The sequence below is a fragment of the Paenibacillus sp. A3M_27_13 genome (genome assembly GCF_024213315.1).
In the GTDB taxonomy this organism is placed as follows: Bacteria; Bacillota; Bacilli; order Paenibacillales; family Paenibacillaceae; genus Paenibacillus; species Paenibacillus polymyxa_B.
Genome location: NZ_JANAVE010000002.1, coordinates 1,304,191 through 1,321,084 on the forward strand (window position 1 = coordinate 1,304,191; position 16,894 = coordinate 1,321,084).

Genomic DNA, 16,894 nt, shown 5'->3' on the forward strand with positions numbered 1-16,894 from the left:
CAAACGAACCCTGATGTCCTTTATTTATAGAATTTCATGGCGAAATAAAAAATGTAAGCTGTTCTTACAGTTTTCATGTTCTTTTTAGCTTGTTTTGCGTTATAATGAAAGGATGCACATTATGAACGAATTGGAGGCACAGCCCGATTGACTACTTACCCTTTTGCCTTTGATCCGTCCAAGCCGTTTATTGAGCAGGCAAGTGACTGGATTGCGGATGTATTTTATGAAGTTTTGCCTGAAGTCGGCTTTGAGGTTCGGGATGAACAAATTTATATGGCATTCCAGCTAGAACGTGCCTATAAGGAAAAAAAGACCATTTTTGCAGAAGCAGGTGTGGGCACTGGTAAAACGCTGGTATACCTGCTGTACGCTATTGCATATGCTCGATACATGAGAAAACCGGCGATTATCGCCTGTGCGGATGAATCGTTAATTGAACAATTGGTAAAGCCGGAAGGGGATATCGCCAAGCTGGCACGGCATTTGAGTCTGACGATTGATGCCAGATTGGGGAAGTCGCCGGATCAGTATATTTGCCTGAATAAGCTGGATGAGGTGCGAGGCGGACTGGATGAGGACGCAGATGTTTTCCGTGATATTTATCAGGAACTGCCGGATTTTGTTCATTTTCCAGATACGTTACAGTCCTTCACTCCTTACGGAAATCGGAAGGAGTATCCCGAGCTAACAGATGGACAGTGGAGCAGACTCGGATGGGATGTATTTCAAGACTGTCTCGTTTGCCATCAGCGCCATCGTTGCGGTCAGACGTTGTCTCGTGATCATTACCGCAAAGCGGCAGATCTGGTCATTTGCTCTCATGACTTTTATATGGAGCATGTATGGACCTACGAAGCGAGAAAGCGCGAGGGTCAGCTGCCGTTGCTGCCGGAGCACAGCTCTGTCGTCTTTGACGAAGGGCATCTGCTGGAGACAGCGGCACAAAATGCACTTACCTACAAGCTTAAGCACGCTCAGTTTGAGTCTATTATTACCCGACTTCTCGAGGGGGAAGTGCGAGAATCTTTGGCAATGACGATCGAAGATGCGATCTCCCAAAGTGAGGTTTTGTTCGCTGCGCTTGATAAGAACAGTCAGCCTGTACAGGGTTCTAATCGCAAGGAGTTCATCCTGAATGAGTCGCTGATTCGAGAGGTAAACCGCTTTGGTGAATTGATCGGCACGATCGAAGAAGAGCTTGTATTTGAAAGCGGGCTATTCTCTTTGGATGAGTATCAAGTCAAAATTGTGGAAGAACATTTGGAAATGATTCAAACCGCATTGGCTTTGTTTAAGCGTCCTGAACTTCTCATTTCGTGGGTGATGGAGGATCAGGATGGGTTAACGCTTGTGGTTATGCCGAAGATGGTAAAAGAGATTCTCAAAGAACGAGTATTTGCGCAGCATATACCAATCGTATTCTCTTCAGCTACGCTTTCCGTAGAGAGCTCTTTTGACTATATGGCGCAGAGTCTCGGTATTGAAAATCCGCTAACGTTTTCTGTTGCTTCACCTTATGACTACAGCGATCAGATGCAAGCTGCACTGTACCCGTTGCAAGCAGGGCATGATCCAATCCAGAGAGCGCTGACACTGCTGGAGAAATCGCAGGGAAGAGCGCTTATCCTGTTTCCTTCACAGGAGGAACTGGCTGCATTCAAGAAGGATCTCGTTGCTTACCCGGAGGCATCAGCCTATCGTTTTCTGTACGAAGGTTCGGCTGAAATCAGCCATCTGATCTCAGCTTTTCAGAATGATGAGGAAAGTGTGTTGTGCGCTGTTACATTATGGGAAGGATTGGATATTCCTGGACCGTCTCTGTCGCACGTCATTATCTGGTCACTGCCATTTCCTCCGAATGATCCGGTTTTTACGGCTCTGCGCAAGGATGCAGCAGATCCGTTTATTCAGATAGATATGCCTCACATGGCACTTAGACTCAGACAAGGCATAGGGCGTTTAATTCGCTCGCGTAATGATCGAGGCTGGATATCCATCATGGGCCAGGATTTGAGACGTCAAGAAGTACGCACACAAGTTGAACAACTACTGCCTGCGGGCGTAGAATGCACCGTAATTGAAGGAAACCCGGAGGGAATAAAAACATGTTGAATTTTACAACGTACACAGTAGATCAGATTAAAGATGCTTTTGGTATTTTGACTGGACAGCGTTATGAATTTATCATTGATGTAGAGGTAGAGGAGGACGACGAGCTATACACTGAAAACGGACTGTATATCCGTTGTCTTTATTTAGTAGACGAAGAAAAGACGGGACTGCTAAAGTATGAATTAATTGAAAAAGTAACGAATAGTTACATTGATCTTGAACTTGAAGATGATGAGCTGCAAGCTGTTGAGAACTTCTGTAAAGAACATGTACAGGATGAAACAGTGAAGTAACAGTATAGAACACTTAGCTAGTACAGCTGGTGTATAGCTAACATATAATGAAGATATCAAGGAGTCCTGGGATGACCAGGCTCCTTTTTTATGGTCTAATGAAGAGAACTTATTTGCTCTAGCGCAGTCTATCCCACACATTCACCATAAACAGCATAGTCCCCCCCGCGAGTAACACCCACCCTATGGCGACCCAAACTCCAGCCTCTGGAACCTCGTAATTTTCACCTATAATTGCCAATATCAACACAGGCAGACCGATATTATGCATCCAAAAATGGATATGTGCCAGAATAGTAACTGAAAGTGCAGGAAAGGTCACATAGATCAGACCTATAATTCCAAGTGCAATCCAACCCAACAAATGAATATGAGACTGAACATTGGACAGGCTGTAATCACCCGACAAGCCAATAATTACACTAAGCAGCACACTGAGGGCAAAATATACGGCAGCTATCTTCAGAAATTGCTTTCCCATATATGAACTCCTCCTTATGTTGCACGGGGATATTTTGTGACATCTTCTCTATCATATCGAGCAAGCAGGCAGGGTGTGTGGGTATTGTGACTGGTCCATTTGACAAAAGCTTCAAATACACATAAAATCTTATTGCATCAATACTTACCGTATTACTGTGTTTTCTCGGAGATGATAGCGAACTTCTCCGACAATAGGCGTTAATTTTTGACCATTGGTTTATTTTGGATTCGCCATTAAAAGGAGCTTGAAATTATGAATGTATATCAAAATACCCTTGAACTCATCGGACGTACGCCATTAGTGGAGCTGAACAGCTATTCTCTACCGAGAGGAATTCGCCTGTTTGCGAAGCTGGAGTTTATGAATCCCGGCGGCAGCGTAAAGGATCGGGTAGGTAAGGCTCTAATTGAAAAAGCATTAAAAACAGGTCAGCTGAAGCCAGGTGGGACATTAATTGAAGCAACAGCAGGCAACGCAGGTATTGGTCTTGCGATGGCGGCGCTTCATTATAATATCTCGGTTATTTTTGCTGTGCCTGAGAAGTTCAGCCAAGAGAAGCAGGACCTGATGAAGGCATTGGGAGCACGCATCGTTCATACCCCGACAAGTGAGGGGATGAAAGGAGCTATCGAAAAAACAAAAGAATTGGCTGCTGAAATAAAAGATGCATACTTGCCACGGCAATTCAGTAATCCGGATAATCCCGAGGCATATTATACGACAATGGGACCTGAAATATGGAACGATCTGGACGGCAAAGTGGACGTATTTGTGGCAGGTGCAGGCTCGGGGGGAACGTTTATGGGAACCTCGCGTTATCTTAAGGAACAAAATGCAGCCCTTAAAACGGTCATCGTGGAGCCGGAAGGGTCCATTTTGAATGGCGGCGAGTCAGGTCCACATAAAACGGAAGGAATTGGCATGGAATTAATCCCTGAATTTGTGGATAAAGGATATTTTAATGCCATTCACACCATTAGCGATGTTGATGCTTTTGACCGTGTCAAGGAACTGGCTGCACGTGAAGGTCTTCTCGTTGGCAGTTCTTCAGGGTCTGCTTTACATGCCGCTTTACTGGAAGCCGAAAATGCACCGGATGGCGCACATATTGTTACCATTTTCCCGGATAGCAGCGAACGTTATCTGAGCAAAAAAATATATGAAGGCGGGATATAAAATGAAACGCAAAACAAAACTGATTCACGGCGGGCTTCCTACCGATCCCCATACAGGCGCGGTTAACGTTCCTATTTATCAGGTAAGCACTTATGAGCAAGAGGAAATTGGCGTCCATAAGGGATACGAATATTCGCGTACAGGCAATCCGACCCGGTTTGCTCTGGAGGAGCTGATTAAGGATCTGGAGGAAGGAAAGCGTGGTTTTGCTTTCGGTTCGGGTATGGCAGCAATCCATGCGGTATTTTCACTGTTTAATGCAGGGGATCATATTTTGCTGACCGATGATGTATACGGAGGCACCTACCGTATTGTAAGCAAAGTCCTCAGCCGTATCGGAATTGAGTCCACATTTGTGGATACGACTGACCTGGAAGCCATCTCCAAAGCAATTCGTCCGAATACGAAGGCATTGTATGTCGAAACGCCAACGAACCCGCTTTTGAAGGTTACGGATATCCGCGCTGTTTCGGAGCTTGTAAAAAAACATGATCTTTTATTGATCGTCGACAACACATTTGCTACCCCTTATTGGCAGACGCCAATTACACTTGGGGCTGATATCGTCATTCACTCTGCTACCAAGTATTTGGGCGGCCATAGCGATGTTGTAGCCGGTCTGGCTGTTGTGAACAGCGACGAGCTGGGAGAACAACTTCATTTTCTGCAAAACGCCATTGGTGCTATTCTCGGCCCGCAAGATTCTTGGTTATTGATCCGAGGTATTAAAACATTGGGTCTGCGTATGGAAGCGATTGAGCAAAATGCAAAGGAAATTGCAGCCTTTTTGGAAAAACATCCGAAGGTTAGCAAAGTGTACTATCCTGGACTGGAAAGCCATGCACAGCATGAACTGTCCAAAATCCAGGCCGAAGGCTTTGGCGGCATCATTTCCTTTGATGTAGGTAGCGACGCTAACGCGGTTGCACTTCTGAAAAAGGTGAAATATTTTACACTGGCTGAAAGCTTGGGAGCGGTTGAAAGTCTGATTAGTGTTCCGGCACGTATGACGCACGCCTCTATTCCAGTAGAACGTCGTGCAGAGCTAGGTATTACCGAAGGTTTGGTGCGGATTTCGGTTGGGATTGAAGATCTGGAAGATTTGATCGAAGATTTGCAGGCAGCATTGTAAGAAAATAATCGTAATGTTCAAGAGAGGTAGCTGAGGCTGCCTCTTTTTTTGTGTATTGTAGAATAAAGTATTGCTTTCCCTTAATAACCGAGTATAATACTTGGTAATAGATTGAGCCATAAGGAGAGAGACCCTATGAAACAGATAAAAACACGCAGTTACCTGCAGGTAGATGACTATCTGGATCTTCTTAATTATGCGAAACAATTGAACGATATAGAGTGGCAACAGGAGCTCAAAGAAGCCCTGCGGCATCAATTGCTGGAGAATGGCAAAGAGACTAAAGATTCTGAGATTAATACGCTGTGGCGGCATTTTGATCAGATTAACGATGAATTGCTGAGGTTGTTTGATCTCTTACGAAATAGTAATAACGCGGCGGATCGAAACTCGTGGAGCGAACAGATTTGGGAGCTAAAGTTAGAACGCATTAAGTTGGAAAAGCAAATTCAAGCGAGTTATGCACATTTTTAAAATATTAACTTCACCCTAAACATACTATACCCTAGTATTGTTAGCAACAATCATGGCAGCATTAAATAGGTTTTTAGATATAGAAATTTTTAATAACGAAGTGAAGCACTCTGCTTTCTTCGTTTTTTTGTTTTATCATAGCTACTTTTTTGAGAAGAACAGAGGAGTACGTAGAGGTAATAACGAATAGTTTTATATAGTTAAATTGAATGTTAAACGGAATATAACCGCGACTACGTCTCTGAGGAAACAAAAACCTGGAGGGGGAATGTTATGAGGTTCACACATCTGGAAAAAGCAACAACTGTGCTGTCGGATCATCCGGTACGTCTGAGGTCTGCTTATGCAGTCGGTCCGGTCATGCTCCCGGAAAATTGCGGTGTGGGCAGGGAATGGACAAGTTATTTTGCCCATGAGGAATGGAATTTGGAAAAGGCTTGTGATGAAGAAGGAGTAGAGCTTTCAGCCGGAGGAAAGGCAGCGTGCCGATTATTGACCGAGCTGGACCCTCGGACTGCCGAACTAAATCTAGGTGTTTTTCCGCCTTTGGCCGAACAAGAAAGGCTTTTGCTGGTTTCAAATCTTCGTTGTATGGCTGCACAGGAAGTGATTTTCAGACCCTTTGAAGGAACGGGACAAATTTGGATAGATGGCACACTGGTATATGCGGAATCCGGTCCTTTTCGCTTGTATCTGGAGGAAGGCGATCACACGGTAGTTATCATTGCTGCGTTTATTCCCGAGGAGGCCCGCTCTATTCGTATCAGTGGAAATCAGGTATGCGACGAACCAGATGTGACAGAACTGCAACGTGAATTTGTAGAGCGTAATATACGTTTTCATATGGCTTGGTTAGAGGTTGAGAAAAGTGCTGGCAGGGAGGGTGAAGACAGCCCGATCTTATTTTATTTACTGCGTAAGGATCGGATAGATCTTCCCTTAGATCAAACGTTATGGGTCGAGGTAACGAATGATGAAGGCATGAAGCTGGATCGCTTTCCAGCACATTGGGAGCAGGAGCAAAGCTATGACTGGGACGAGGAAAAGGCCAGGAATACGGGAATGCTGCACTTCACCGTTACATATCGGGATCATGAGGCTGTGGAGCATCATTTTGTGTATTCGGCACTTGTGCGGCCTTTGTCAGTCGTCGTGGAGGGCTTGCAGGAAGAGTATGACCGGTACATTCAAGCCCGCGCTATAGATATTCTTCATTCTGCGCAGAAAATACAAATAGAGGGCCTGCTTGAGGAATTAAAAAGGTTAACGGATTTGCCGGAAGATCCTTTTGAAATCTGGGATTACCGGGTTGTACGTGAATATATCAAGCTATTAAAACAAATCTTCACGTGTGGACATGCCGAACAGTCACACTCCCCGTCCTTACTTCAAGAAGAACACATCTTTTTGTCTAATGACGGAATTGGGGAAGGATTTTTTGTCTCCCGTTTGGATAATAGTTTGCAACGCTATACCATTCAGCTTCCCAGAAGCTATTCGACTGACCGACAGTATCCTCTGATCGTTCTGATGCCAGGCAAGCGATATGAACTGGGCTTGCCGGATTTTCAGAATCGAGGTTTTGGGCAAGGCTGGGAAGAGGAAGCTATATTCGTTACTTTTTCATGCCGTGGTGTAACGTTGGGCAGTTATATTGGAGAAGCTGCTTTTTTGGAGGCGCTGGATGTCATACTGCAAGCGTACCGAGTGGACGAAGAGCGGATCTATCTGACGGGTTATTCGAACGGAGCATATGCGGCCTGGGCGATGGCACAGGCTTATCCTTCTCGGTTTGCGGCTATTGCGGTTATCTCTGGAGCGCCACATCCCAAGCATCTGATAAATCTGTTGAATATGCCAATATTGAATGTATGCGGAGATCAGGATTACTTATTTGCACAAGCATACACAGCCCCTGTAACAGAGCTTCCATCTGATCATTTTAAAGGTGTCGTAGAGCGGCAGTCTAATCACTGGGATACGCATGAGCTGAGACTTCTGGACGGCGTACTGGGTTGGCTTATGCAATGGAAAAGGGATGTCGTACCTCAGCGTATTGCCTATCGGACGGAACGGGGCAGACATAACCGGGCTTACTGGCTGGAACTGACGCGAATGGATGAAAATGAGGAATATGCCGAGTTGTACGGTGAAATGAGTGCCACAGGTGAGTTGGATATTGAGGCAGTTCACGCCGAAGAATTTATCATTCATCTTTCTCAAGAGGTCATGCCCTTGGAATTGGCCCAAGTTCGTATCGGAGCCCGTATTTTCGTGTTGGACTTGCGGGAATACAGCCGCTTTCGCTTTGTTAAAACACACTCACATAAACGTCCCTCACCTGAATACCGTTTGATTGCCGAACGGGAGGAAGAAAGCAGTGAATGCTTTTCAAAAGAATCGGATGCCAAAAAGGAAATTGTGGATTCGAAAAGCGTGGGAAGAAACGTTTTGAGCCATGGTATGGGTGTGCTTGACGTTTATATGGATCGTCTTCACATTGTCCTTCCATCCAGCTATGCTACACCGGAGGAAGAGCAGGCGGTGAGACGGACGGCGAACGCCTTGGCTAGCCCACGAACAGCGACTTGGAATCCGTATATCGGTGTTCATTATCCGGTGGTGTCTTCCAATGATATTACAGAGGAAGCACTGGCTGATAGCAACGTGATATGTGTCACTTCGGGCTTGTCCAGACATGAGCTGCTTCAGAAGCACCAAGCTGATCTGCAAATTACATGTACGGAGGAAGGGTATACATTGGGCGGCGATTTTACGGCAGGCGAGTATTGTCTGTCATATATTCAACCTAGCCCATGGTCTGCAACCCAGCAAATGCTTGTCGTAGCGACCAATTCCCCCCGTATGTTGGGTAAAAACCTATTTATGCGCAGACTGATTATGCCTGGATATTTTAATGGTTTACACCCATATTTGAATAAAGAGATTATTGTGTATGACAGCAAGGGAGTGCGTGCTTTTAACTTTACTTCCATCAGACATGCGCACCAAAAACTGCAAGGCCAATAAAGAAGACAGCTAATTAGACACGATAATCCTAAAATAAAAAAACGTCCGGAGTTGGGGAGGGGGACTGACCCCTTAACGTGAGACAAATCAAAACTCCTTCAAGAGAGCTCAACCATGTCGAGATATGGAAGTAGCCTTGTGCGTCCACTTTATTGACAAAGCTAAAAAATGTGAATATCATCATAAACGTTTTGAATCCTTCTTCTGTCCAGGGAAAGGCACATTAAGTGCACAGAAAAGATTAATCTAGTCATGCAATCTATTAATATTATTATAAGATATTTTTTTTGATCTATTTAGAGAGCAAATGCTCTCTCTCCGAAGGAGGGAAAACATAATGGAAAATTCATTTGAAAACAAGTCGGTTATTGTAACTGGTTCGAGTAAGGGGATTGGTAAAGGAATCGCCAAAGTCTTTGCTGAAAAGGGAGCTAAAGTAGCCATTATTTCTCGTAACCTAGATGAGGCCGAGATATGCGCTGCCGAAATCAGAGCATCCGGTGGATACGCGCAAGGCTTTAGAGGTGATGTCACGGATCGATCTTCTATGGAAATGATGGCACATTCAGTATCGGTGGCCTTTAGCGGCATTGATGTGTTGTGTGCTAACTCAGGTATTGCCCCTATGACTACAATTGAAGAAATGGTTGCTGAAGAATGGGATAGCGTGATGAATACTAATGTGCGTGGAGCTTTATTTTCTGTACAGGCTTGTCTGCCATTCTTAAAAAAAGTTGAATATGGAAGAGTGGTGTTAACATCTTCGATTACGGGGCCGTTGACAGGATTTGTAGGATGGTCGCATTACGGTGCCAGTAAGGCTGCCCAACTCGGTTTTATTCGCAGTGCAGCGCTTGAGTTAGCTCCGTTTGGTATTACAATCAATGCGATCATGCCCGGTAATACAATGACTGAAATGATACAAACCTTCCCAGAATACATTGAAACCATGCTTCCAGCTATTCCATTGAAACGGTTTGGAACCGTTGAAGAAATGGGACACGCAGCTGCGTTTCTTGCCTCTAAGGAGGCTGGCTTCATCACGGGACAAACAATTATTATCGACGGAGGACAGAGCTTGCCTGAATCTTAATAAAAACAAGTTTGTACCAAGAGGAATAAAATGAATCCTTGAGTAGTCATACCCCTGTCAAGTAGACGAATGAAAAAAGCTAAGCTGCAAGCGCGTGCCGATACTCGATCGGGGCGCGCTTTTTGAGTTTATCCTGAAACCGCTGAGCTTCGCTCCGTCACCAGATTTGAATATCGCTTTTTAAGTAGTCCACCCCTGAGCTATCAAGTAATCTCGTTCTTCTTTGATACTGGAAAAGGAGGTACGTGTACGCCCCTTCATCGGGCTGGATGAACCCTTGCGCCAATCGAGCGGTTCAGCATTTCGAACCTTCTTCACCCAAACTTTGAGTTGGTTAGCCATACGAAAATCCCCTCCAGGTTCACTCATACTCTCATGGTAACACACAAGGTTTTTTAAGAGTGTCTACTTGAAGGGGATGATACCACCCAGGCGATCCTGACGGTTTTTTGCTGCTTTATTGCAGTGGTTTGTCATGGTAATGACGTCATATATAGAAGGGCGTTAGGACAGATCAGTTTTTATACTGCTCCATCAGGTACATGATCTTTACTTCATCGGCTAAATCTCCAAAGGGTTCTAACGGATTCTCCTGAATGATATGATATAAACGCTGGATTCGTTCCTTTGGCAGCTTGCGTACATATCTGGAAATGAAAGCAGCATGGATGACTACGTAGCGCTTTTTACGGACGGCCGCACTGGCTACGCGGACGAGAATATCTTCGCCTCCTGCCAATTCCAGAATACGGCGCTCATAAAAGACTACGTATCGGAATGTCCGGTCCTTGATCAGCTCACGATTGAGTCTGGCAATCTCTCCGATATATCTGACCATAAGCGGCTCGAAGCTCTTGATCAGGAGAGGATCGAGCGTTAATTCCATGTCTTTGCGGAGAACAAAAGATTGCAGCAGGGCGACCTGCTGGAGCCTTATCCGATCATTGTGAATGAGTACAGCCATCTCACGCAGCATTTCATAGGAGACACGCTCACTGAGCTGCCGCAGGGCAACCGCGTTTTTATGATTAACGTTTAGTCCTTCCTGGATCTGCCCTATACGACCTCTGAACAGACGTATAAGCTGCCTACGCTGTTCATAAGGATAAATACCCTGCTGTAGAAGCACCAAGGGCAGCAGAAAGAACGCACCGACGATACCGCATAGAAGCATTTGTTGCGGCGAGTGGCCGAAAAAAACAGTAGCGGCCAGCAATATGACGCCGACGGCAAGGTCTTTACGAAAATAACGTTTGGCTCTAAGTTTGGCATATTGCTCTACAGGAACTAGTGTATCCCGACCACATGATGTACACTTCTCTTCCCAAAGGGCGGTGAATTGTCCACAACGCTTGCAGACTCTTAGCTTTTGGAAGGCGTGCTCTGTGCGGGTAAATGGGCGAAATTGTACAGCTTGTTTGGAACTATTCATTGCGCTCACTTCTCCGGTTCAGCAGTGCCAGAAGCTCGGTGTCGATTTGTGTAATCGACGGGGCGCGTTTTTTATGTATATAGTAAATTAGTGATTTGATGGCGACAAAAAGAAACATAATCGCCAGACATCCGTATGAGATCATAGTGTACTTCCTCTTTCTGCTTGGATTTTTACTTCAATATTTTACATGGGCGGGTTTCGCTACTGTCATTTTTGTCGTATAAAGGAGAAGGCTGGTGCCCGATTGCCCTTGTTGGGGTATAATTATATCATTACTGCAGGATATTGGTAAAATCACGCGGTATGACAGGCTTTTTGGTTGGATTCAGACCATTTGGGCAGTATTTTCAGCTGGCGCTCATGTAAAACTCATTATAATTTAATAGTAGGGGAGTACAACTGTAATTTAGAATGAGAATTAACCGGCAAAGGGGTACAAGCGATGTTTAGTAGAGACAGAAAATGGTTTTTGGTCATCGGAATCATATGTACAATGATCATGACCTCGATTTTGGCATGGCAGCCACAGATGGCGAATGCCGCTTCACCCTCTGCTTCTAAGGTGGATGCGGTGCTGGTCGTCGATGTAAGTAATTCAATGAACACCAGTGATCCTGGGAAAATTGGCAATGAAGCCATGAAAATGTTCATTGATATGCTGTCGACGCAAAATGACAAGGTCGGGATTGTAGCGTATACGGATGTCGTACAGCGCGAGAAAGCCTTGCTTAATATTACATCCGAAGCGGATAAGCAGGAACTGAAGACGTTTATTGACGGACTGAACCGGGGGGCGTATACTGACACCTCCGTGGGTGTCAAGGAAGCGATCCGCATTTTGCAAGATGGTAAAACAGCTGGACATGCGCCTATGATCGTCATGTTGGCCGACGGTAACAACGATTTTAATAAGACGACAGGCAGAACCGAAAGCCAATCCGATCAGGATATGGCACAGGCTGTAGCCGAGGCTAAAAATAGCGGTGTTCCGATCTACACCATCGGGTTGAATGCAGATGGGAAGCTGAATAAAAACAAGCTTGCCGACATAGCGCAGCAAACGGGCGGCAAGTCCTTTATTACAAGCTCAGCGGATGACTTGCCGAACATTTTAAGTGAAATTTTCGCCAGCAATTTGAAGTTGAAAGTGGTGCCTTTGCAGTCCATTACGGCAAACGGCGACTATCAGGACGTAACGGTAACCGTACCGAACGATAGTGTGCTGGAGGCTAACATTTCGATCATGTCCTCGAAACCGGTGGATGCGAGACTGATAGACCCGTCGGGCAACACCAAGCCGATTCCTTCGAGCGATGTGCTGCTGTCCAAGTCCAAAAGCTACTCGCTGATTAAACTGCTCAAGCCTGTGGCTGGTGACTGGAAGCTCCAAGTCAAGGGAGTCCAGCAGGATCAGATTGATATTAATCTGGTGTTTAACTACGATCTGGAACTGAAAATGGACGCACCGTCCGCCAAATCATACAAAAAAGGCGATGCAGTTCAAATTCGTTCCTACCTGACGAGCAATAGCCAGCAGCTTCAGGATCAGGAATTGTATGCAAATATGAATGCTGTTCTGAAGGTCAAGGATCTGGATTCCGGTACAACGAATGAGGTTCCGTTAACCAATGCAGGGGATTCTTTTACCGGTTCCTATACGATTCCAGATGAGCATGACTACGAACTAACCGTTAGAGCAGAGGAGAAGAGCTTCTACCGTGAAACACAGCCTGTAACCATCAGTGCTAAAGCAGGGGCGACGAACGGTACGAATACAGGCACAACGCAGCCAACAACACCTGCTGAAAAGTCCAAGCTAATGCCACTCATTCTTTTAGGGCTGGGGCTGCTCATTCTGCTGGTTGCCGCATATTTCATCTGGAAGGCTGTCAAAAAGGCCAACCGTGGCTTTGTCGGTCAAATCGTACTGGAAATCCGGGATGAGAACACTGGCGAAAAAACGTATCCACAATACAAGAAGCTGAACACCTTCCGGGGCAAATTTAATCTGCACCAGTTGCTGCAACTGGCACCGGAATTTGCTGGAACCGACAAGGTCGTGTTCACACCAGCCAATCAGGATCGTATCATTGTGCGCAGTACCCCCGAGATTACGATTGAGAAATCCGGACGGGCTGTAGACACAGGAAACGGTCTTGAACTCAAAAACGGTGATCGTCTGACCATCCCGTTAGCCAGTGTGGACAAAACCATTTTACTGGAATTTATTTCAGTAAACAGCTAAACGAACCCTTAGGAGGTCATATCTATGAAACCAGTAGTTAGAGAGCATATCCAACAATTAGACGTATCACTCGGCGGGGGGATCGTAAGCGATAAGATCAGAGTTGATACTATTGATAATCCTATTTTAATTATCGGACTCGGAGGCACGGGAATTGATGCCCTTCTCCGCTTGAAATATCAAATTAACCGCAGATTCAAGCTTCCAGCAGATCCGATCTCCAAGAAAAAGAGCGATAAACCGGACAATGTGGAATTTCTCGCTTTTGAAACGAATGAACAAGACCGTAACAAAAAATACAAGGGGATTGGTTTGGACCCCATCAATGAGTTTGTATTGCTATCCAATGCGGAAATCGGCGGATTGCTGCAAAACCGCAGCATTCTTGAGCCGTACATTACCGATTGGCTGTCTCCAGAGCTGAGCATTACCGATGGTATGAACGGGGCGGCAGGGGTACGTCAGGCAGGACGATTACTGCTGTTCACCAAAATCAATCAGGTCGTACAAAGCATTGACAAAAAAATCAAAACCTTGTCTGAAGGCACCAACAAGAAGCTTATGGTGTTCCTGCTGTCCGGTTTGTCCGGCGGTACAGGAAGCGGTACTTTCCTCGATATCTCATATATCGTCCGAGGAATTATTGAGCGTGACTATGGCTCTGCAGGTGTAGACCGTGTAAATACATTAGGTTATCTGTTTACACCGGATATTAATTTAGCGAACAAAAGCCTGAGCGAGCATACACGTGAATATATTAAAAAGAACGGCTATGCTGCACTGAAAGAGCTGGACTATTGGATGAATGTAGACAGCCGTGGTGAACGCTTTAAACAGCAGTACGGAAATATTTTGACCGTGAACTCGCCGCTTCCGCCGTTTAATCTGTGTCATCTCATTTCGGCCACGAATACGGAAGGCAAGCTGTTGGAAAATGCTTATGATTACTGCATGAATGTCACCGCCGAGAACATCACCAACTTTATGGCGAGTGAGGAAAAACAGTCAGGTGAAGAGTTTGCCATTCATGACTATATCAGCAATATCCGTACCAACATCGCACAAATGAATAAGGCCTATCCGGCAAACTACGATTACAATATTATCGGGGCTTCCTCGGCGGTACTGCCAATGGAGGAAATGACGACATATCTGGCCTATCGAATGTTTGGCAAAATGTCCAAAATGTTTGAGCAATCGCCAAATCAAGAGGATGTAGAGAAGTTTGCCCGCAAGCTGGGCGTGGATCTGGATAGCATGATCAAAAACTTTGAATCCCGTGTACCTGAGCCGCTTCCGGGCTTTGAAAACAGTGAACGGTTGAGTTATAGCAATGTTGTTAAAATGCAAGTTGTCAATATGGACACCGAGCTGGAGCAAACGTTCCTGACGCGTGCCCGCGAAGAGTATATCAAAGCGAAGAAACAGCTTCCTGGCGAAATTACAGGACAGTTTACGGACCAAATCCGCCGGATGTTTCTGCATCCTGAGCAAGGGCCGTTTTATGTATCCCGCATGATTTATACTGAAAAAGGATTTAGCTTGCTGAAAATGCTGCTTTCATATGTTGAGACGTTGCGTGAATCACTGCACCGTATTCCAACGGACATTGAATGGGCGCGTGAGCAGGCGAACGAAAAGCTGGGCGATGCCAAGAGCGCGTTTGTGTCCAAGGATAAAAAGAAAAATGCGTACATTGAAGCGAAAATTAACGAATATTGGCTGCGGGCTGATGTGGAACGTACAGAGCAGCTCATTGAATTTTATGAAGACCTGTATGACCTGTTGAACAAGGAAAATAGCCGCATTTATAATGTATTTACTGAAATTTTGAACGCATTGAGCGCAATTTTCGAGAAGAATGGCGATCTGCTGATTAACGGCGAGGAACAGTCCGATCACAAAGGTAATAAAACGTACTATTGGAATCTGGTAAGTGTACCGGATATTTCTGAAGTTGTGACCAAGCTGCTGGACAACCGCAACGGTGATGATTTGATTCGTGATTTTGCCCAAGAATTGCTGGAAAATTCAGATCAATGGGTGAAGGATCAGGATATGGACATCATTAGCTCAATCTCCAACTTCTTGACTGATAAGTTCGGTGATCTCATTACCCGTTCCATGGAGGATTTCCTCGTCATGAAATACGGGCAAGATGAAGCCATTGAAAAATTTGTGGAGCGCTACATTGCGAGCAAACTGGATGAGGAAGCTGTACCTGTGTTCCATTTGAGCAATAGCTCTGGCAACTTGTACTTCCCATCATGGGGATTCGTTTCAGTACCTGTACAGTCGCCTAATATCCTGAAAGGCGTTCGCAATTATCAAAATAATGCAATTGGCAAATCACACTTTACTATTAAAGAGAGTGAAGTTCGTAACCGGATTTTCTGGCTCAATACGCGTAATGGTGTTCCTCTGTTTGTATATACGCCGCTCAAAGTGTATGAAGAAAGCTATGAAAAAACGATTCTTGACCGCGAAGGTATTGGCCGTCATCTGGTGCAAACAGGTCAGAACAATTGGACTAATCTGCCGTCGCCGATTCCTGAAAAGTCATGGGGCGAAACTTACGTCAATTCGCGTGTGCAAGCTTACAATGCCCGCATTCGTAATGATTTTGACCGTGCCAAGTCACTTGGCGTGATTCGGGAAAAGGATGTCGATCAGAATACGAGCAGCCGCTTCACTGTAATCCGTTCACATGCGCTAGATCTGAATGCGATGCTGGCAGGCTACGATATGCGCTTGCAGGAATCCAAGCCGAATTTGGGTGAAGTCAAAAGAGCATGGTCTGAGTTGAAACGTCTGCTGGCTGAAGGGCTGGAGCAGGCCGGAAGCAAGGACATCTTTGGCAGCATCAATGAAGAGATGGCGAAGGAAAACCTGATCCGTTCACCAGAATTAACACAGGTGGTTCGTGAAGAACTGGCGAAATATACACTAATTGAAGCGAAAGCCGCTGAATTGGAAGCTTTGCTGGGCAAATATCAGGATGAAGAAAAATGGCTGGATCAGTTCATTCAGGCACTCTATACGGACACGATTACGAAAAAAGGTGCTTTGTACGTCTATGATCGCGACGAAGAGGAAGAGGCTTGGGAGCCATTTGCCAATGTCATGAAGAGCCGTAATTATGTGGAGTTTGAAGTGTTTACAAACTTCCGTGGTTTGGAAGAAAAGAAATTTGCTGCTCTAATGCGCAAGGCGGATCGCCGTGATGCTGTATTGACTTCATCTGAGGATATTACACCATTGCTGGCGAAGCTGGATGAACTGGCTGCGATTTACACAGAGGCCCGCAATCAATTGGAATATGAAAAGGTGGAGCTCGCTAACGGAGCGGAACTTTATGCATTCTATGCTCAAATGGCTGGAAAATTAAACGACATCCGCAGAAAGTTGAAGTAAAGT

13 protein-coding genes are annotated in these 16,894 nt (G+C 45.3%); 9 read left to right on the top strand and 4 right to left on the bottom strand.

All coding sequences use genetic code 11. The annotated features are described in order from the left end of the window. Positions 1–147 precede the first annotated feature (147 nt). Positions 148–2,115: an ATP-dependent DNA helicase gene (locus NLX82_RS12550; RefSeq protein WP_076294847.1), complete on the top strand. Its 1,968-nt coding sequence runs from the start codon at positions 148–150 to the stop codon at positions 2,113–2,115. After that, complete coding sequence (locus tag NLX82_RS12555) at positions 2,109–2,408, top strand: DUF6509 family protein (protein WP_023988376.1); 300 nt, start codon at positions 2,109–2,111, stop codon at positions 2,406–2,408. The genes NLX82_RS12550 and NLX82_RS12555 overlap by 7 nt, the downstream gene beginning before the upstream one ends. Before the next feature lie 118 nt (positions 2,409–2,526). On the opposite strand, the gene NLX82_RS12560 is transcribed toward NLX82_RS12555, so the two are convergent. Further along, entirely contained in the window at positions 2,527–2,889 is a 363-nt protein-coding gene (locus NLX82_RS12560) for a hypothetical protein (RefSeq protein ID WP_220027749.1), read from the bottom strand. A gap of 255 nt (positions 2,890–3,144) precedes the next feature. Between NLX82_RS12560 and NLX82_RS12565 the strand changes: the two genes are divergently transcribed. From NLX82_RS12565 to fabG, 5 genes are all read left to right on the top strand, one after another. Next, positions 3,145–4,068, top strand: coding sequence for a PLP-dependent cysteine synthase family protein (locus NLX82_RS12565; protein WP_023988377.1), 924 nt, complete (start codon positions 3,145–3,147; stop codon positions 4,066–4,068). A 1-nt stretch (position 4,069) separates the two neighbouring features. Then, positions 4,070–5,200: a bifunctional cystathionine gamma-lyase/homocysteine desulfhydrase gene (locus tag NLX82_RS12570; RefSeq protein ID WP_025724184.1), complete on the top strand. Its 1,131-nt coding sequence runs from the start codon at positions 4,070–4,072 to the stop codon at positions 5,198–5,200. A 135-nt stretch (positions 5,201–5,335) separates the two neighbouring features. Next, positions 5,336–5,674, top strand: coding sequence for a hypothetical protein (locus tag NLX82_RS12575; RefSeq protein ID WP_023988379.1), 339 nt, complete (start codon positions 5,336–5,338; stop codon positions 5,672–5,674). A gap of 273 nt (positions 5,675–5,947) precedes the next feature. Then, a complete protein-coding gene (locus NLX82_RS12580; RefSeq protein WP_254348170.1) occupies positions 5,948–8,704 on the top strand; it encodes a PHB depolymerase family esterase in 2,757 nt (918 codons plus the stop codon). Positions 8,705–9,041: 337 nt separating this feature from the next. Further along, entirely contained in the window at positions 9,042–9,797 is a 756-nt protein-coding gene (gene fabG, locus NLX82_RS12585; protein WP_254348177.1) for a 3-oxoacyl-ACP reductase FabG, read from the top strand. Between the two features lie 180 nt (positions 9,798–9,977). Here the strand turns inward: fabG and NLX82_RS12590 are convergent, their stop codons facing one another. From NLX82_RS12590 to NLX82_RS12600, 3 genes are all read right to left on the bottom strand, one after another. Continuing rightward, the gene (locus NLX82_RS12590; protein ID WP_023988383.1) at positions 9,978–10,139 is read right to left on the bottom strand and encodes a hypothetical protein; all 162 of its coding nucleotides are present in this window, start codon (positions 10,137–10,139) and stop codon (positions 9,978–9,980) included. Between the two features lie 172 nt (positions 10,140–10,311). Then, a complete protein-coding gene (locus NLX82_RS12595) occupies positions 10,312–11,229 on the bottom strand; it encodes a hypothetical protein (RefSeq protein ID WP_068940778.1) in 918 nt (305 codons plus the stop codon). After that, positions 11,222–11,374 carry a hypothetical protein gene (locus NLX82_RS12600; protein ID WP_023988385.1) on the bottom strand — a complete coding sequence of 51 codons (153 nt, stop codon included), beginning with the start codon at positions 11,372–11,374 and terminating at the stop codon, positions 11,222–11,224. Before NLX82_RS12600 ends, NLX82_RS12595 begins: the two co-directional genes overlap by 8 nt. A gap of 300 nt (positions 11,375–11,674) precedes the next feature. Here NLX82_RS12600 and NLX82_RS12605 point away from each other — a divergent pair, with 300 nt between their 5' ends. Both NLX82_RS12605 and NLX82_RS12610 read left to right on the top strand, forming a co-directional pair. Next, complete coding sequence (locus NLX82_RS12605; RefSeq protein ID WP_068940780.1) at positions 11,675–13,477, top strand: vWA domain-containing protein; 1,803 nt, start codon at positions 11,675–11,677, stop codon at positions 13,475–13,477. A 24-nt stretch (positions 13,478–13,501) separates the two neighbouring features. Then, positions 13,502–16,891 carry a tubulin-like doman-containing protein gene (locus tag NLX82_RS12610; protein WP_068940782.1) on the top strand — a complete coding sequence of 1,130 codons (3,390 nt, stop codon included), beginning with the start codon at positions 13,502–13,504 and terminating at the stop codon, positions 16,889–16,891. The last annotated feature ends 3 nt before the right edge of the window (positions 16,892–16,894 follow it).